This window comes from Spirochaetota bacterium (assembly GCA_017999915.1).
Lineage (GTDB): Bacteria > Spirochaetota > UBA4802 > UBA4802 > UBA5550 > RBG-16-49-21.
In genome coordinates this window covers 33,511-52,161 of sequence record JAGNKX010000018.1, presented here as the reverse complement: position 1 = coordinate 52,161, position 18,651 = coordinate 33,511, and the positions used below count along the sequence as shown (strand labels likewise).

The following is an 18,651-nucleotide window of genomic DNA, read 5'->3' as shown; positions in this document are numbered from 1 at the left end:
ATTGGGATGAACCCTGAATTAAATCGTATCCCAGACGATCCCCGTACCCGGATGTGGTCCCGAGGTGCTAAATGACCTTGAACTCAGCGCCGATTGCCGCATCATAACCCTTTTTATAAAAACGGGCAGGCAAGAACTTCAGCATGGTCCCCTTGTTGATATCAACAGTTTCGAAATATATGTATCCGAGGGCTACTGTTAGTTTAACGATCTTAGCGTATGTGTATGAAAGGCCTACTCCAAAGGTATGGCCGTTGGGCAATTCAGCTATCTGGCTCTGGCCCGACGGCCTGGCGCCGCCATTGGTGAATACATAGCCGCAGCCGATATTCAGCGGCGCCGTGGAGAAGGTGTAATCAAGGCCCATCCCGACCTCGTATCCGTCATAGTAACTTTTCTCTTTACCCTTCCACTGGGCAATATGGCACAGGTAATGTGAATAGGTCCAGGAGAACTGTAACCCCTTGACCCGGTAGGCAAGGCCCAGGTTCAGGTTCATCGGAATCTGGCGGTGGGCCTCCCCGCCATCCATCAGGCTGGAATCGACAAGGCCGACTATGTAGTAACCGCTAGCGTTTGTCTTCATCTTGAGCGGTGAATTATATTCGTACTTGAAACCGATGGTGAGGTCATCGACCGGCTTTGCGCTCAGGCCGACTATGACGCCGTGGGCCAGGCCGCTCTGGGTCGCATGGAAATCCCCCCCCAGCGGAATGAGGAATCCGTTGCTGTAAAGCTTCGCGTCGTAGGTTCCCGATCCGAGGATGAAGCGGTATCCCAGGGAAAAAGCCAGCCTGTCATCAAGGACCGTGTAGGCAAGGTTGGTCATGGCCGAATAATAGACCGAGGAGCCCTCGAACTTCGAGGTGATAAGTGGCCCTATGGAATAGGGAATGCCGGCGGATGTGAAGAATGAATTAAATACATCTTTTAGAAGAAAAAGGGTATTGTCGATATAGGATAGGCCCTGGTTATACTTCCCAAACCCGCCGCCGCCGAGGGCCATCCCGCTGAAGGACCAGGCAAGATCGCCTGATCCGCCGCCGGCGTTGTGCTTGTTGTAGACAACATGGATGTTCGGCATGCAGTAGGAGGTTTTTTCCCCGCGGTAGACGCTACGCGAAAGGCTGTGTCCGCGGATTTCGATAGGCAGTAAAATATACTGGGCGCTGAGATAGATGTATGCCCCCTCCTCCATGAGGGCCGTGCCGGCGGGATTATAAAATGATGCGTCGGCATCGGTCGACGCGCCGCGGTTAAGCGTTTTCATGTACTCGGCGCTCTGGTTGGTGTTCTCCTCGGCGCTCCCGGCGAAGAGAGCGGCGGAAGCGGCCACGACAAAAGCGCAAACCATGGACAGAACATGTATCTTCTTCATGAAAGACCCCCCTATAATAGATAAAGAAATAATCAAATCCCGCTTTAACAGACAATTTTCATATTCTTCCTACCGGCACCTGCCTCTATCTTTCATGTACGCTGATATGCTTATTCTGACGGCTTCAACAGCACGATCTCGTGCAGCGTTGTTCCCTTCTCCTGTATGGTCTTTCCCTTACCGGTCACGGCGACGGTGAAACTGGAAAGAAGCCTGAAATACCCGGGCTTGATCCCGCCGATCATCTTCGCCAGAATCCTGAGGAGCGGGTTGAATTGTTCAAGCATGTCCACCGCCTCCAGCACCTTTTCAACGGAAAGCGTTACCTTGAGCTTACCCGTCATTGCTATGGTAACGTTCTTTGGATAGCGGTGCCCTGCCTTCTGGTTATAAACATGCTCGTCCTGTTGGAAATGAAAATCGCCGGTGCTGGCGATGACGTTCTTTCCGTCAGCCACCATCAGGACCTTAACCGTGTGATTATCCATTTTTTTGTTGCACTGGATGTAGGCGTAGGAAACGGTGTAGCGCTTCGAATAGATACGTCCCCACATCCAGTAGTTGATTATACGCGCGAACTGGAAGTTGAGCCAGTTGTGGTCATGGTAACCGATCCCTCTCACCTTCATGACTGAATCGACGTCGGTCACGGTCCCTTTCACCGACGCCCTCGCGAAAGGAATGACCCAGGCGAAGTAGCCCATGTCCCCGAAATGGGAGTAGCCGCTCCCCGGCTTCCAACCGTTGACCTCTGCATTATAAATGAGATGGCAGCCGAGGTCCTTCTCCTTGATGAATATCTCATATTCCGGCAGCCCGTTTTTGCCTTTGCGGACCTTCATGTAGTTGGCGCCGATCGTTACTTCCGGCTTTTCCCTCGATGCGGCAAAATCACGGGCACCGTATGGTATGAAGACCTGGGTTTTCTTACCGTCCGGCCTGAGGAGTACGATTTCCACTCCGCTTTTGCCTGACATGCCCGGGTTGGGATTTGCCGCGTAGAAGAACGCCACGATGGTGTGTCCTCCGTCAAGGTGGGCGTCAAAGTACCACCACTCGTACAGGCCCCTCTTGCCGATTTCTATATGGAGGGCGTCATCCGCCGGTTCCAGGGGGCGTATATCGCCATCGCTCCTGCCGGGGCCGGTCCAACCCTCTTTCACTTTCGGACTCACATATTCGCTCATAGCATTCACCTGCGTTATAAGTCATATGCAAATATTGATTTACAAATGTAATCAGAAGGCGGAGGTTGCCTACATAATTCACTTAAAAAAACGTATAATCCTCTTTTTCATCAGGAAAAGCCTTTTCCGACGGACCGCTGTAGGTCCACGAGTCGTATGATGAATTAGGATCGAGCTTTTCCTTGATCTTCATGATCATTTCATGATAATTGTAGCAATGGGGGCCGAACATCCTGTTCATGGGCCCGCCGAAGGCGGCGATGGGCACCCCCAGTGCTTTCTCGATGGTCCCCCGGAGCGACTCGGCCACGATCTCCTTGGTGGCCTTCCTCGAATCGGGATTGTTGGTGGAGTATTCCCCGATGCCCTCAATGTAGCCGAGGTGACCGGAATCGAAGGTACCGCCGCAGCCGAGATCGCCGCCGTCGTCCACGATCAGCCCCTTTTCGATGGCAGACTTTTTGACCCCGGCGATATACTCGGCCTGCTCAAAGCCCATGTCCCAGGTATCGAAGGCGCCCACGGACGTGAACATGCCCGACGACGCCCTGAAACCGCCCTGGGTGTTGTTGGCGTGGCGCAGCAGGATAAAGAAGGCCGTGGTGAGGAGCTTCAGGCGCTGCTCCTCGCTGAGCACGATAGAATCCATTATCTTCTGCATGAAGGGTATGCGCCTCATGACCTTCACCGGGTCCTTCATCATCTTGAACAGGGGCTTCATCAGGGAGAAGACCGGGATGGGGATCTGCACCATGGGGAACGTGATGCCACCGGTCTCTTTTATTATTTCCTTGAGGGCCTTCACCTTCCATTCGAATTCCTTTTTGGAATGACCGTGAACGCACACCGTGATCATGTACCGGGCCAGGTTCTGGAATATCCCCGTGGACCAGAGCTTCTTCAATTCAAGATTATTGTCGGTGAACCCCAGGGCCACGAAAAAGGCGGGCATCCTGAAATCAGCGTAGTTGCACTCGGCCTCGCCCAGCTTGTACCCCGCGTCCGTTATCTGCTGCTTCGATGAAAACGTGCAGAGGAAGATGCCGATGTTGGGCAGGTCGCGGTTGAGCACGTACTTGGGAGACCCGCCGTGCACTTCGTACTCGGCGTCCGAGTTCCAGCGGTAGAGCTTGATGGCGGCCTTGGTGAAGGTGCCGAGGCCGCCGAAGGTGCCCTGGAACCCGCGGATGAGGCCCCTCACCCCCGGGCCCGGCCCGTCTATGCTGAACCATTCGGCGCCGTCCCCGGCGCTCCCCAGGGTGACGACCTCCCCGGAGGGCATGACCCATTCGACGCCGAGCATGTTCCGCGCCTGGAATCCCATGGACGCCCCGGTGATGCCGTATCCCCAGGCGGCGGCCGCAGACGCAAGGATGGAATGATTGCCGCCGCACGAAACGGCATGGACGTTGAGTCCCACCTTCCAGAGCTCCGTCTGCAGGTCTATAGCCCTCACGTAGGGCTCCACGATGGCGATCTGGTTCTTCACATCTATGTCGATTATGCTGTCCATGCGCTTCAGGTCGAGGATGATGGTCTTGCGGCTCCCTGGCGCCGAGGAGGTGATCCAGCCCGTGGAAAAGGGCTTGAGCATGAAATCCTTCCTGTTGCAGAACTTCGTCAGCGCCGATATCTCCTGCGCCGTCCGGGGCATGATGACCGCCGCGGGGCGGCTGGTCCAGAGCTTGTCCTCCCTGTTCAGGGACGACGAGTTATAATAGATGGCGTACGCGTCCCTGGTGGCGGGATCATCCCTCACCCATTGGGGACCGACGATCTGCCGCAGCTCTTCCAGTTCATCAGATGTTAACATGGCCCTATCCTGGTAATGAAAGTATCGTATTACAATATACTCATTCTGCGCTGGTATTTAACCTTACACCGTGAGCCCGAATTTTCCGGGATTGAGAACGTTCCCCGGATCGAACATTTCCTTGATTATCTTCAGGAGCTCCGTATTGCCCGGGTTATTGTCAAAGACCCTGCGGGAGGCCGAACCGTAGGGCCTGCTGAAAAAGGCCTTTTCCTTCATGAGCCGCTCTGTCAAATCGGCCTCCAGCCTTTTCATTGTCTCAATCTCGCCGGCCGATTGGGGATTGAATGGTATCATGAATTCCATGTGGCAGGCATGGTTCTGCACCACGGGCTGGAGATACGCGCCTATCCGCTCGCGGTCTATGCCTGCTGCCGCGGCAGCTTCCTGGACAATTCGGATATATTCTGCTGATTTATTGAGCAGGGAAAGGAAGAAGACAGAAAGGCAGTGGCCCATGATGGCGTGGCGCCAGTCCGAAATGCCGCAGGGTGTCCGGGCCGCTTTCAACAGCTCCGCGGCGTCCACCTCCCCGGCCGATTCGGCGAACCTGAGGCCGTTGCCGCCGGCCATGTCATTCAATTCCTCGAACTGGTATTGCAGTCTCTCCTTCGGAAGCCGCTCGAACCCGGCGATGTTCTGCATGCAGATATATTCCGGAATGGAACCCCTGACCCGGCCATAGTTCTCTGGCCCGGCCCAGGTCATAAGCATCGCTGCAGCGGTGCGGTTAAGGATGAAGGTCTGTTCCCCCAGCCAGGGGCGCTGGGCCTCGTACACGTATTCCACGATCCTGTCGAGACGGTCCGAGGCGATGACCATGGGCCGCTCCACGGAGGGAAGCAGCTCGGTCCGAAGGCTTATCCAGGTCATGATCCCCATGGAGCCTTGGGCGCCGATGAGTATCCTCTGGAAATCGGACTGTCCGGGGCCCATCGGCATTTTCTGGGCGCCCTTCGACCGTCTCTGCTCCTCCAGCGTTCCGGGGCCGCCTGCCGCGCCGCTCCGGAAGAGCTCGCCGGTCCCATAGATGAATTCCGTGCTCGCCACCGGGTCCTGCATGTCCCACTGCATCCTCGGCCATATGTGGGGCTCCCGGTCGATGACAGAGGCCAGGACGCTTTTGCCGCTCCGCGGCGCCAGGGGCGTCGGCAGGGTCATCCCTTCTTTTTCCAGGAACCGGTTCAGCTCATCGTAGGTGACGCCCGGCTCGACAATGCAGACTCTGTTCCTTTTATTGACCCAGGGGATGCTCTTCCAGTGGGACAGGTCCACAACAGCATGGTCGGCCCCGCAGGCTGTGCCTCCTTTCAGATGGGGCCCTTCCGAGGACACGGGCACCAGCCCTAAGGATTCATCCTTTGCCGTGCGGATGACGCGCTGAAGCTGTCCGACGTCTTTCGGTTTTATGGCGCACCGGGGCGCACGGTGCCCCTCGATGAGAGGATTGTAAAGCTCATATCTTCGAAGGGCCTCCGGGGAGGTTTCCACCGAGTTGTGATCGGATAGCAGTTGAAGGTTTTTATCTGTTATCATGGAACGGGCCCTCCTATTCAAGACCTGCTGCCTGGTACACGATATCGATGATATCGACCACCCGCATGCCTTTATCATCATTATCCCCGCACGCTTTTCCCAGGTGGGTCTTGCAATGGGAACAGGCTGTTACCAAATAGTCGGCGCCCACGGCGCGGGCCTCACCGACGCGGTCCCGGGCCGCCCGCAAAGACATTTCGTCGTAGAGCGGTGACTGTCCGCCGCCCCCGCCGCAACAGTGGGAATACTCCCTGATCCGGAACATTTCCCTGAACGATAGCTCCTTGATCGATTTTAAAATATTCCGGGGCGCGTCAAAGACCCCCTCGGTGCCATACCGTATTTTCTTGGGAGGATCGAAGTATTTCATCTGGCCGAAGACGGTCTTTTCCTCGCCCTTCCATTCCTCATAGGGCTCCGATCGCCGTCCCAGGTAACAGGGATCATGATAGGTGGCCTTGATGTTGACGGGCCGAGGGAGGCGGATCTTCTTTTTCCGTATGAGACGCTCCAGTAACTCAGTGGCATGGACCACCTCTGTCCGTGGTGTGATCCCATACCGTGGGTACAGGGCCCGGGCCGTCCCGAGGCAGGCGCCGCAGACGGTTACGATCGTCTTCACTCCGGACCGGTCCAAGGTGCTCGCGTTTTTACCGGCGCATTGTACAAAATCATCTTTAAAACCCGCCCAGTGAGCCGGAAGGCCGCAGCAAAGCTCGTCAGCGCCCAGGATCCCCACGTCAACGCCGGCATTGACCAGGAGCTTCGCCAGTTTTCTCGCCGATACCATGGCCTTTTTGTCGCCCCTTGTCATGCAGCCGCCATAGAGGAGCACCTGCGCCTTCTGCTCCGGCAGCTTCTTGAGATCAAGGCCGTATGCCCACTCACCGGCGCTTCCAGATGGCGCTCCGGCGGGACTCCCCGTTTCTTTCAGTAGCCGAACCATCTCCTTGTATTCGGCCGGCGCCAGTCCCTCCCTGACAAGAGCTTCCCGGAGGGCCATGTTCACCTCATTACGCTCCGATTCCATGATGAACTTGCAAGCCATGTCGCAATACCCGCAGGTTCGGCAGGAAAAAACAATATCAGCCAGCGTCCTGTCTGCCTCTATGCGCCCTTCTGAAAGGGCAAGGGCCATGTAGCCGAATCCGGAGGCGGAATAGCTGTGAAAGGCGTAATGGGTATTGATCGGGCAGATCGTTGAAAATTCTTTGCTTTTAAATACCGGCAGGGGCACCATCTTGCACAGGGAGCATCGAAAGCAGGTGGCTATCTCATTTTCCAGCGCTCTGAGTTCGGGATACTTCACGGTTTCTTCTTTAAACATTGATGACATGACGTCATGGCCTCCACTGCGAAGATGAATGGAAATTTTAGGATTTGCGCTATTTCAGGATACCGTGCAACAGGTAGGTAAGGGATTTATAGACCCTTTCCTCAAAATCCCGTCCCTTGAAATTCCCGTTAAGATAATGATTGATGACTGCCGTCACCGAGCTTATCAGGATATCGTTATCGATATCCTCCCGTACTATTCCCGACTTTTTCGCCTGGTTCAGATAGTCGTGGATCGAGGTGCTGAGCTTCGACGCGATTGCGTCAAACCGCTCTTTGATCGCCGGATATTCGCGGAACACCTGGGCCAGCATGAGCGGATTGTCCCTGCTGATGCTCTGGGTCAGCTGCCTGACGCCGATCGTAACGGCTTTCATGAAATCAGGCTCACTTTGGAAAATACCTACAATCGTCTCGATATTTTTCTTTAATTTAGATATTATTATCTGCCCCAGAAGCTGTTCCTTGGTCCCTATAATTTTATAGAGGGTATTTTTCGCCATTCCGGACTCATAGGCCACGGTATCCATGTTCCAGCCCTTGATGCCATGCTGCAGAAAGAGCTTTTCCGTTTTTTCATAAATATTATCGTGAATTTTACTATTATTTACCTTCATTGTCATAACCAAACGAACTATTTATACTAATATAGTATTTTTAGTATAACTTTTTGATATTTGTCAATCCATTTTTCACAAATAATTCTTAAATTTCCCGGAAACAGTTGAACCGAAGCAGGTTCATATTACATTCAAGTGCTTAACCGCAAATGCCGACCACTAATATTAGAAAGTAGTATATTCAAACATGGGCCGGCGATCATAAACAGGTCCTGTGGTTTGATTGAGCGGTCATGATAGAGCGAATTTGAATAAAAATGAAAAACGAACAAAATCAATCATCGATCTTCAGGCGGGTAATTCTTAGCGATAAAAAAGAAGCAAAAAAAATGATCGCCGAAGCCCTCGTGTACTTCGAGAATCTGCAACGATCCGGTCTTGCCCACGATATATCTGAATTCAACTTCAGGCTTGCCCTTGACGAAGCCATAGAAAACGCCATCAGTCACGGGAATTCATTTAATCCTGAAAAGAAAATCATCATTACCATCACTGGTTTTTCGGATAAAGTGGACATGACGATTGAAGATGAAGGGGCCGGATTCAAACCTGAATCACAGCTTGAAAAATCAGCGGCCAATGACTTTTTCTCGCCTCACGGTAGGGGGCTGTGCCTGCTGAATAATATCGGAACGATACGATGGAATAAAAAAGGCAATTCCATCAATGTAGTGCTGGTTGCATGACCACCCCACCACACCGGATACGTTTTTAAAATCAGAGGCCGTGATAATCTTAAATCTCCTGTCGTCATATCCCTTCATCTGGTCTCAACTATACGCGCAGAACCGCATAAATTCGGATATTTCCATTTTTCAAATTTATTTAATCTCTTAAATAATTCTTGATTAACAAGATCAAGGTTTTAATGATGATATAATAGTTAATCATGGAATAACGCATCTGATATCCATTGCGGCTCAACCCATGCCGCCGGGATTATCATATCCATGACCTGATGGATAGAACTCATGGCGGACACGACGAAAAACAAATCCGATCTCCTGGATGAAATCACAACGCTGCGTGCGGAAATCAGCGAGCTCAGGTCATCCAGGGCCGAGCTGGTAAAATTAAAAACAAGGCTCGAGGAAAGCGAGGCGAACTATAAAAGCATATTCGACAACATCCAGGATGTGTACTATCGCGCCGACATGGAGGGCCGCCTCCTCCTCGTGAGCCCATCGGGCGCGTCCCTTCTCGGTTATAAAAACATTGAAGAAATGGCCGAAATGAATATCGCGGATGAGGGATATTACGACAACGACGAGCGCGACCGGTTCATGCTTAAGATACTGAAGAGCGGCTTTGTTAAAAGCTTCCTCGTCCGGCTCAAAAAGAAAAACGGCTCCCCGATCTTTGTCGAGACCAGCTCGCATGTTTTTCGCGATACCGCGGGAAATCCCTTGTTCATTGAAGGCATTTTCAGGGATGTCACCGAAAGGAAAATCACGGAAGACAGTATACGGCAGTACCAGGAAAACCTCGAAGAGCTTGTGGAGGAGCGCACCCGAAAGCTGAAAAACGCCAATGAGCTTCTTCTGCTGGAGATATCGGAAAGAAAAAAAGCGGAGGAGGCCCTTCGGTCCTCAGAGGAAAAATACCGCCATCTCGTTGAAAACGCCAACGAGGCCATACTCATCATCTTTGACGGCAACATATCATTCAGCAACAGCATGGTCACCGAGATCACCGGGTATTCCATCGATGAGATAACCCGGATGAAATTCTATGACATCGTGTATCCCGACGACAGGGATAAAATCATCACCTATCACAATCAGCGGCTCATGGGCAAGGACGTCCCCAAGCTGTACGATATCAGGATCATTACAAAGAGCAAGGAACTCAGGTGGATCCAGATAAACGCCGTGCGCATTGACTGGTCCGGCAGTCCCGCGGCCCTTGCCCTCATCACGGACATATCGGACAAGAAAAAATCCGAAATCGCGCTCCAGGAGAGCGAATCGAAATTCCGCGCCCTTACTGAATCAAGCCCATCGGCGATCTTTATAATCCAGGGCTCGAAGCTGCGCTATGTCAATCAGGCATTTCTTGATATTTCCGGTTATTCAAGGGATGAACTCGGCACCATGGATTTCTGGGACATGGTGCATCCTGACTACAAAGAGATCACCATCCAGAGGGGGCTGAACAGGCAAAAGGGAGAGATCGAGCTGCAGAGATATGAATTCATGGCCCTTCATAAAAGCGGCAAACCCATATGGCTCGATTACGCCGCCTCGATCATTGAATACGACAAAAAGCCGGCCGTCCTGGGCTCCGGATTCGACATCACCGATCGGAAAAAAGCCGATCAAATGATCCAGGAACAGATTCAGGAAATACACGCACAGAATGAAGAGCTCGAAGCTATCAACAAGGAAGTGTCAAGGACACACGGCGAGCTGATCCAGGCCTACGACCGTCTCGAGGAAGAAAAGGAGCGCCTTTCCACCACGCTCCGGTCCCTCAGCGAGGGCGTCATAACGACCGACATCAAGGGCAATGTCGACATACTCAACAAAGCGGCCGAAACGATCACCGGCCGGATCCAGGATTCTTCGCGGGGGATGCCCATATCCGAAATAGCACCCATGACAGACACGAACAGCGGGAAAAATGTGGAAAATCCGATCTATTCATCCCTCGCGGAGGGGCGTACGATCGAAATCGACGGCGATTACGCGATCATAACGCCCAAGGGCAAGCACCTTGTGAGCGCCAGCTCATCTCCTGTACGGGACGCCTATGGCGTAATAATAGGGGCGGTCCTCGTGCTCCGCGACGTTACGGTGCGCAGGATGATGGAGGAAACCCTGCTCAAAGCCTCGCGAATCGAATCACTCGGCGTCTTCGCGGGGGGGATAGCCCACGATTTCAACAACCTGTTGACCGCCATCATCGGGAGCATATCTTTTTCGATCGAAAAGATAAAAAAGAATGAAAACAGCAACGACATGCTCGTTACGGCTGAAAAAGCGGCGCTCAGGGCGCGGGACCTGACACAGCAGCTCCTCACCTTCTCCAGCGGGGGCGATCCGATCCGAAAGATCACCAGGATCAGCGACCTCATAAGCGAAACCGCCGATTTTGTCATGAGCGGCTCGAACATCAGGTTCATCCACGAAATCCCGCCCGACATCTGGAACGCTGATATCGATCCCGGCCAGGTAAGCCAGGTAATCCATAACATCCTCATCAATGCCCGCCAGGCGATGCCCGACGGGGGATCCATACGACTGTCGGTACAGAATTACCGCATGAGCGGCGACACCAGCCTCCCCCTGGATGAGGGGGATTACATAAAGATCACCATCAGCGACTCCGGAAGCGGTATTCCACGGGAGAAGCTCCCCTACATCTTCGATCCCTACTTTTCGACAAAGAACACCGGAAGCGGACTCGGCCTCGCCATCTCCTATTCGATCGTAAAAAAGCACGGCGGACTTATCATGGTGGATTCAAGCGTCAACCGGGGAACCATTTTCGAAATATATCTCCCCGCGTCCAGGATGCCAGTTACGGAAGCGTCACCGGTCGCCTGCGAGCATGTCTTCACGCGCGGGCACATTCTGGTGATGGACGATGATGAAATGGTCCTTCACGTGGCATCGGAGATGCTGAAATACCTGCACTGCGACGTCGCCTGCGCACTCCACGGCGAGGAAGCGCTCAACAAGTACAGACAGGCCGTTGAATCGGGAAATCCGTTCGATCTGGTGATCATGGACCTTACCATACCCGGAAGGATGGGGGGAAAGGAAACGGTCAAACGGCTGAGGGAATTTCATGAAGGCGCCCGCGTGATCGTCTCAAGCGGCTATTCAAATGATCCCGTCATGAGCAATTACCTCGAATACGGCTTCAACGGAATGATCATGAAGCCCTATCATTTTGATGAATTGCGCGAAGCGATACAATCGGTCCTGGGCCAGTGAGAACGCGACGTCGGCCCGATACGGCCGCTACCTGTAGATCAACTCTCCATCCTGGTCCTGGGCGCACATGACGATCCTGTTTCTCTTCATTTTCGCCTTGTACAGCGCGGCATCGGCGCGGTTGATGATATAATTGACATTCATGTCGAACTTGTTTATCTGCGTGATCCCGATGGATACCGTCACATTCCTGCTTTTTCCGCCCCAGGCAACGTTCAGTTTTTTTTCGCATTCCAGGCGTATCGATTCAAGTACGTTCTGGATGCGTGTGTAATTTACGGAGCGCGGAAAGACGATGATGAACTCCTCCCCGCCGTAGCGCACCGGGATATCCGTCGTCCGTATGTTCCTCTTGATGATGTCGGCGAATTCGCGGAGAATCTTGTCGCCCACCGAATGTCCGCCCCAATTGTCATTGACATCCTTGAAATGATCAAGGTCCAGAAGGGCCAGGTACAGCTCGTAGCTGATCTTTGAATTTTCAAAAAAATAGCAGTCCTGGAGCTCGCCGGCGTATTTCACGCTGTCCGTCGAGATGATATGCATCGACTTCAGCTTGTGCAGGGCCTTGTTGAATAGATCATCGTCCCTTGTTTTCTGCTTCGAAAAGAATTGGTTTTTGATTATCGACGACGCGGCTCCCCCGGCTTTCATGATTATTCTCAAAAGGGAGCCCTCATTGGCGGTGAGCTTCGTGAAGAGATCGACGCTGTTGAACTCCTCCGTGAGCCGCTCGGTCAGGAATTTTCTCGAGTGAAGGCCGGTCAGGGCGTCCTTGATCGCGAGCTCCTTGTTCTGAATCTCGAGGATGCATTTTTCCAGGAGCCTTTTCGTAATGAGTATCTCAGACTCGATCCGCTTATCAAAGCTGAGATCCTTCTCCTTTGATTTGTAAGGAAACCTGCCGATTATTATCCGGCCCAGCTTCCTTTCCGGCAGGTCTATATCCTCCAGATCGAAGTAATACACCCTGCTCCGGTCAAATTCAAAACTGGCGGAATCTTTCTGCTTCTTCTTGATGTTAATATGAAGAAGATTTTTCAAATCCTCGGTGATGCCGTCGCAATGGATATATATATAGGTGCAATGCATGTCATTGAGGAAAAAATCCCTGATGTTCTTACCGTATTCCTTCAGCTTTTCCAGTCCTGGATAGCTTTCAATGTCGATATCGACAAATCTGGATTTGTATTTATTGTATTCCAGGTCAGACAGGAGATTGACCGACGCTTCAGCTGAAATCTGGTAGTTATTCTGGATGGCTTCGAGCATATCGTTCAGGACCTTTATTTGATCCTGGAGCATGGCGATCTGCTGCTTGTAGATCCTGTTTTCCGATTGTTTCTTCTTCAGTTCCGCATTGGAAAGGATCTCATTATTCTTTGTTTTATCTATGGCGATTTTTAGCTTAACAACTTTTTCTTCTTCAAGCTTAAGCATATGCTGTAACTGCTCAATTTTCTTTGATGAGACGGTATTATCCTTTCTAGCCTTTTCTGATTTGCCATTGGATTTTATTTTATTCCGCTGTTGCAAGGATCTAATTCTCCATTTCGCTTGAGACACGATTCTCTACTTTGACAATTTTATAACTCTTTTAGATATTCCCAATCGATTATTCTATAAACTTATACAAAATATTCAATAAAATTGATTTTGACAATAAAAAAAAGCCCGCCCGTGCGTATTGTATACAATTTTATTGCATTTCTAATTTGGTCAACAATAAATGTCATTTAATAAATAAAAATTCAAGTTATATTTGTTCATAATTATTTTTATATTAAATATTATATATATCATTTATCAATAAAACTCAGCAAATTGAAATCACTATATCCAACTCCCTTGAAGGAGGATTGCCACAAAATGACGGAAGAAAACGCCGCCTCAATTTTTCGTTATTTTAAGGGTATTTCCTTGACCGGTGCTGATGGGGCCGTATGCATAGTTTTTTAATAGTGCCACCGACGTCCCACGCTCGGAAAATCAAGGCTGATTTGATGTGATCGAGCCCCGGGATTTATTTATGTAGAGCAGACGATATGTTATGCGCAATAAAAATCAACAATAAAAATATCCCCGGTCCTGAAACGCCGGAGTTATGCTATCGATTGGGCAATTTTGATTTGACTAATATTATGTCAATTGGATAAAGTATTATAAGTGAACCTCGAAAAAATTCATAATTCCTCGAAATAATGCAGCTACCTCCATGTTAGATTTTTTTGTCTGTGAGGATAAGCATTAATCGACTGTCACATAGAATTAACTGTTGTTTTGATTCTCAAAATGCTCGCCCATTCTCCAGGAGGATTACATGGAAAAAACCGATACGATCAGAACACTGATGAAACGGTTTCCACTCAGGTTTCTCATAAATACTGAATTCTTCAGCTATTTTATCATTATACCCCTTCTCTTCATATACTTCTGGGTCAATCTTGATATCAGCCTTGAAAATTTGATCCTTCTTCTCCAGATACTCGCGGTGGTCATCCCGGTTTCGATGCTGACGACGTTCATATCCGACATCATCGAGATCAAGCCCGTACTGGCCTACTTTAGAAAAACCCTGTCCGTCGCGGAGCCGTCCGAAGCCGATTATACCTTGGCGCAAAAGCGCTTTTTCGCCCTTCCGCTTATTCATGCCGCCGGGTCCCTCGCCCGGTGGATACTGGGTCTCGTCATGGCGTACATTCCCTTCACGATTCTTTCCAACCTTACGCCGATCCAGACGATCAACGTGTGGACGACTGCTTTCGTTATCCCCCCCTTCGGCATGGTCCTCTATTTCTTTCTTACCGAACGCTTCATCCAGTCATACCTGAACGCCGGCATTTTCACCAGGAGCGTGAAAGACGTCACAACGAGCGTTAATTTCGTCACGCGCATGATCGTGTCACTCGTTGTCATGATCGGCATTCCCATCATAGCCGTAACCGGGTATTTTCTGCTTCAGCTCGAACAGTCCGGCGTCAAGTGGTCCATCTCCTATGTCAAGTTCAGCATGATCGTGCTCTTCGGCGTGCTTGTCGCCGCGACCCTGGTCTTCTTTCTGACCAATTCGATTCGGGAAAAGGTCACGATGATCATAAACTTCATGGTCCGAATGGCCTCGGGCGATCTTTCGGCGAACCGCGATGTAATGGCGGTAACGGACGACCTTACCAGGATAAGCCACAATGTGTACACCATGAGGGAAAATATCGCCGATATCATCCGTGAGATAAAGAAGATAACATCACAGCTCGAATATTCATCCAATGACACCTCGAACATAACGCAATCCTTCTCCCGGGACACGCAGGGCCAGGCGGCCACCATCGAGGAGATAACCGCCACGATAGAGGAGATATCCGCTGGCATGGAGTCCATTTCGAACAACGCCCGCAACCAGATGGGCGACCTGGGGGCCCTTATCGGCAGGATGGACGATCTCACGGAAAGCGTCCGCACCATGGGCAGCGACACAACGACGGCCCTCAATCTCACCCGGGACATCGTCCATCAGGCGAAAACCGGCGGGGAATCCCTCGGGCGGATGAAGGAAAACATGGGTAAAATCGGGGAACGATCGCGGCAGATGACCGGGATAATCGGCATCATCAATGACATCTCGGACCAGATCAACCTCCTTTCCCTGAACGCGTCAATCGAGGCCGCCCGGGCCGGCGATTCCGGCCGCGGCTTCGCCGTGGTAGCAGACGAAGTGTCGAAGCTGGCCGACACGACCGCGTCGAGCGTAAAGGAGATCGGGTCTCTCATACAGTCCAGCGAGGATGAAATAAATAGGGGCCTCGTCATCGTAAACGACGTCGTTTCCCGCATCAGCGACATCATCAAGGGCGTCGAGTCGATCGACACCATGGTCCACGACATGTCCGAATTCATGAAAAGTCAGATCGATATCAATGAAGGCATAAACACCAACATGAGCAAGGTGCGAATCCATTCGGAGTCGATCGAGCAATCCATCAGCGAGCAGAAAGTGGCCATCGGGGACGTGGTGCGCTCGATAAACGACATCAACGAGCTCACCCAGAAAATAAGCAACGGATCCGAGGATATCGTCATGAATACTAAAAAGAATTATGAAATGGCCAACACCCTTAAGTCCAAGGTGGACATGTTCACTGTTATTGACGGCTGACCGGTAGCAGTCGAAAATTGGGGGGCATGGGCCATCCCTAAAATTATACAGCTACCCGGCTGACCTGCATATCCCCGGACAAAAAGATATTGACATGTAATAATTTCTCTTGTATGGCTTTTCCTATCATTATTACAACTTTCCCTTGCTGACGGTGATCAATGGAACATAACAACGGAACAATGGAAAAACCCGCGAACCCGTTCTGGGGCAACATATTTTCCCGATTCAGGAGAGGCGCGGCCATCCCCAATGCCGATGTCCTGAAGCTGTGCCCCATTTTCCGGAACCTGACGAACCGCGAGCTGAAAAAAGTATCCGCCCTCATATACGAACGCCGGTACCAGATTGGTGAATTTCTCTTCGAGAAGGAGCAGCCCGGGACGGCCATGTTCATCGTTAAGACCGGACTGGTGCAAATTGTCCTGCCCGGACGCACCGACGAGGAATCCGTGCTGGCCGTGATAAATCCTGAAGATTTTCTCGGGGAGCTTGCCCTCCTTGACGATACCCCGCGCTCGGCCTCCGCAAAGGCGGTTGAAAAAACCGAGGCCCTGGCCTTTTTCCGCGAAGACCTGAACGAATTGCTGGAGACCCATCCCGCCATAGGCAGCAAGATAATGAGGGACCTCGCCATCATTATCGGACAGCGCCTCAAGGCCTGCAACGAACAGCTATACGGCGCGGGGAAATAACATGGCAAACGCTCCCGATCGTCGCGCGTCGCACTCGACAATAGTTCTCCGGATGAACATCCGCAAGCAGACACGGAGGATCGTCTTCACCCTGACCGCCGTGATAGCGGTCCTTGCAGGAGGGTTCCTCATCTGGTCGCTGAGACCGATCATCCTCCCCATCATAATCGGCACGCTGGCTGCGTATATATGCTTCCCCCTGCTGAAGCTTTTCACCAGGACGGGGCTTCCCCGCGGCGCCGGGATACTCCTTCTCTTCGGGTCTTTTTTCATCGCCATCTTCATGCTGGGGAAACAGATCGGCGCCTTGATCCCCGATGAACGGGAGCAGCTGATCCTCAAGACCCGTTTCCAGTACAAGCTTAACGAGCGCTACAGAAGCATCATGGGCCTCGAAGGCCCCGAGACGACGGGGAACATGGTGTACAGATACTTCAGCAGCGACTTCGACGGCTTCCTCGAAAACGTGAATTCCTTCATCCGCCTCGATACAGAGGAGAGGGAGAAGTTCATGAAGTACCTTGAAGGATACAACAATCAGCCTCCCATACCGATCAAGTACTACGAGTACTATCACAAGAACTTCGAAAAATCCGACAAGGAAGAAGAGGAGATCGCCGGGGAACAAAAAGACAAGAAAAAAGGCGATGAAGCGCCCAGGGTACAGGAATCGCATTTCTCAACGGTTATGGGCACGGTCAAGCTCTGGATCATCATGCCCTTCGTGTTCCTGTTTCTCCTGATCGATAATGGTGAGATCAAGCGGTTTTTCGTCGGCCTCGTTCCGAACCGCTATTTTGAGGTCTCCCTCGCCGTTTTCGACAAGGTTGACAAGGCCATTGGGAACTATCTCCGTGGAATACTCATCGAGTGTTTGCTTGTGGGAATCACCTACGTGGTGCTGCTGACCATTATCGGATTTGAATTCAAGATGGCCGTCGTCATCGGCCTTCTGGCCGGCATGGCGAACGCCATACCGATACTCGGGCCGGCCATTGCTCTCGGGCTGGGATCCTCCTATGCGATTATCGCGGAAAACACGGGGTCGATAATTCCTTTCATCACATCCAACAATCTCATAATCGCCGTGGCAGTCTGCGTGCTGATCGTGATGGTCCTTGACAACGGGGTATTTCAGCCGGTGGTCGTGGGCGGCGCTGTCAAGCTGCACCCGCTGGCGGTGTTCATCGGCATAATCGGCGGGTCGATGCTCTTTGGCTTCGCCGGCCTCATCCTCGCCATCCCGACCATTGTCGTGGCAAAGGAGATCGTTTCGACGTTCTTCAGGGAACTGAAGGAGTACTACCTCATCTGATCCGGCGGCCTAGGTCGCCGGCCCGGACTCTTCTCCGCTCTCGCCCTTGCGGAACCGGCTTTTCGTCTCCTCTGCGAAATGCTTCGCCTTTTCGCCGACATCCTTCGCCCTGGCGCTCATTTTCACGTATTCCGATTTCGCGTCTTCGGCGAGTTTATCCGCGAACTCGCGCACATCTTCCCGGAGCTCCCTGCCCGGCTTAGGCGCGAAGAGGGCGCCGAAAACCGCTCCCACCGCAGCTCCGACGATAAAGGTCATGAGAGTCTTGAGGCCGTCATTGTTGTCGCTCATCCTTCCTCCTTTTGATCTTGCTGACCGCTTTCCATCCCAGGAGTACGGCCGGGATCATGGCCAGCCATTCGATATTTTTAAGCACCGTATCCTTCAGCACGGAATTATTCAGCATCGAATAGGCCCTGCCGACATTGGCCGCTATTTTCTGGGAATTGGCGATCATGCCGTCGATCCCTTCCAGCTTCCCCTCCACGTTGGCGCTTATTTTCTTCATTTCCTCCACGAGCTCCCTGGCCTCGGTGGAAGTCTTTTGCAAGTCGATGAAGAGCGTTTTCAGCTCGCGGATCGCCGGGACCAGCACGATCACCAGCGCGAGGAATCCGGCCGAGAACAACAACGCAACGATGAATATGATAACTTGTGTCGCTGTATCCATGACGGTTG

At 51.9% G+C, this 18,651-nt stretch carries 14 protein-coding genes; 5 read left to right on the top strand and 9 right to left on the bottom strand.

Going from position 1 to position 18,651, the window contains the following annotated elements; all coding sequences use genetic code 11:
* Nucleotides 1–67: 67 nt before the first annotated feature.
* The 6 genes from KA369_21170 to KA369_21145 all read right to left on the bottom strand — a co-directional run bounded on the left by KA369_21170 (nucleotide 68) and on the right by KA369_21145 (nucleotide 7,866).
* A complete protein-coding gene (locus KA369_21170) occupies nucleotides 68–1,378 on the bottom strand; it encodes a hypothetical protein (protein MBP7738499.1) in 1,311 nt (436 codons plus the stop codon).
* 110 nt (nucleotides 1,379–1,488) lie between these two features.
* Nucleotides 1,489–2,565, bottom strand: a complete 1,077-nt coding sequence (locus tag KA369_21165; protein MBP7738498.1) for a hypothetical protein — start codon at nucleotides 2,563–2,565, stop codon at nucleotides 1,489–1,491.
* Nucleotides 2,566–2,647: 82 nt separating this feature from the next.
* Nucleotides 2,648–4,378, bottom strand: a complete 1,731-nt coding sequence (locus KA369_21160) for an FAD-binding oxidoreductase (GenBank protein ID MBP7738497.1) — start codon at nucleotides 4,376–4,378, stop codon at nucleotides 2,648–2,650.
* A gap of 63 nt (nucleotides 4,379–4,441) precedes the next feature.
* Complete coding sequence (locus KA369_21155) at nucleotides 4,442–5,914, bottom strand: FAD-binding oxidoreductase (protein ID MBP7738496.1); 1,473 nt, start codon at nucleotides 5,912–5,914, stop codon at nucleotides 4,442–4,444.
* 13 nt (nucleotides 5,915–5,927) lie between these two features.
* Nucleotides 5,928–7,250, bottom strand: coding sequence for a (Fe-S)-binding protein (locus KA369_21150; GenBank protein MBP7738495.1), 1,323 nt, complete (start codon nucleotides 7,248–7,250; stop codon nucleotides 5,928–5,930).
* Nucleotides 7,251–7,299: 49 nt separating this feature from the next.
* On the bottom strand, nucleotides 7,300–7,866 hold the full coding sequence (locus KA369_21145) for a TetR/AcrR family transcriptional regulator (GenBank protein ID MBP7738494.1): 567 nt from the start codon (nucleotides 7,864–7,866) through the stop codon (nucleotides 7,300–7,302).
* Nucleotides 7,867–8,126: 260 nt separating this feature from the next.
* On the opposite strand from KA369_21145, the gene KA369_21140 reads away from it, so the two are divergent.
* Together KA369_21140 and KA369_21135 are read left to right on the top strand one after the other, a co-directional pair.
* Complete coding sequence (locus tag KA369_21140) at nucleotides 8,127–8,555, top strand: ATP-binding protein (GenBank protein ID MBP7738493.1); 429 nt, start codon at nucleotides 8,127–8,129, stop codon at nucleotides 8,553–8,555.
* Nucleotides 8,556–8,840: 285 nt separating this feature from the next.
* Nucleotides 8,841–11,810 (top strand): PAS domain S-box protein, encoded by a 2,970-nt coding sequence (locus KA369_21135; protein ID MBP7738492.1) that lies wholly within the window; start codon nucleotides 8,841–8,843, stop codon nucleotides 11,808–11,810.
* 27 nt (nucleotides 11,811–11,837) lie between these two features.
* On the opposite strand, the gene KA369_21130 is transcribed toward KA369_21135, so the two are convergent.
* Nucleotides 11,838–13,250 carry a GGDEF domain-containing protein gene (locus KA369_21130; protein ID MBP7738491.1) on the bottom strand — a complete coding sequence of 471 codons (1,413 nt, stop codon included), beginning with the start codon at nucleotides 13,248–13,250 and terminating at the stop codon, nucleotides 11,838–11,840.
* Nucleotides 13,251–14,130: 880 nt separating this feature from the next.
* On the opposite strand from KA369_21130, the gene KA369_21125 reads away from it, so the two are divergent.
* The 3 genes from KA369_21125 to KA369_21115 all read left to right on the top strand — a co-directional run bounded on the left by KA369_21125 (nucleotide 14,131) and on the right by KA369_21115 (nucleotide 17,973).
* Nucleotides 14,131–15,963, top strand: a complete 1,833-nt coding sequence (locus KA369_21125) for a methyl-accepting chemotaxis protein (protein ID MBP7738490.1) — start codon at nucleotides 14,131–14,133, stop codon at nucleotides 15,961–15,963.
* A gap of 161 nt (nucleotides 15,964–16,124) precedes the next feature.
* Nucleotides 16,125–16,658 carry a cyclic nucleotide-binding domain-containing protein gene (locus KA369_21120; GenBank protein ID MBP7738489.1) on the top strand — a complete coding sequence of 178 codons (534 nt, stop codon included), beginning with the start codon at nucleotides 16,125–16,127 and terminating at the stop codon, nucleotides 16,656–16,658.
* 1 nt (nucleotide 16,659) lies between these two features.
* Nucleotides 16,660–17,973 (top strand): AI-2E family transporter, encoded by a 1,314-nt coding sequence (locus KA369_21115; protein ID MBP7738488.1) that lies wholly within the window; start codon nucleotides 16,660–16,662, stop codon nucleotides 17,971–17,973.
* A 9-nt stretch (nucleotides 17,974–17,982) separates the two neighbouring features.
* Here the strand turns inward: KA369_21115 and KA369_21110 are convergent, their stop codons facing one another.
* Together KA369_21110 and KA369_21105 are read right to left on the bottom strand one after the other, a co-directional pair.
* Nucleotides 17,983–18,264, bottom strand: a complete 282-nt coding sequence (locus KA369_21110) for a YtxH domain-containing protein (protein MBP7738487.1) — start codon at nucleotides 18,262–18,264, stop codon at nucleotides 17,983–17,985.
* A complete protein-coding gene (locus KA369_21105; protein ID MBP7738486.1) occupies nucleotides 18,248–18,643 on the bottom strand; it encodes a hypothetical protein in 396 nt (131 codons plus the stop codon). Before KA369_21105 ends, KA369_21110 begins: the two co-directional genes overlap by 17 nt.
* Between the last annotated feature and the right edge of the window lie 8 nt (nucleotides 18,644–18,651).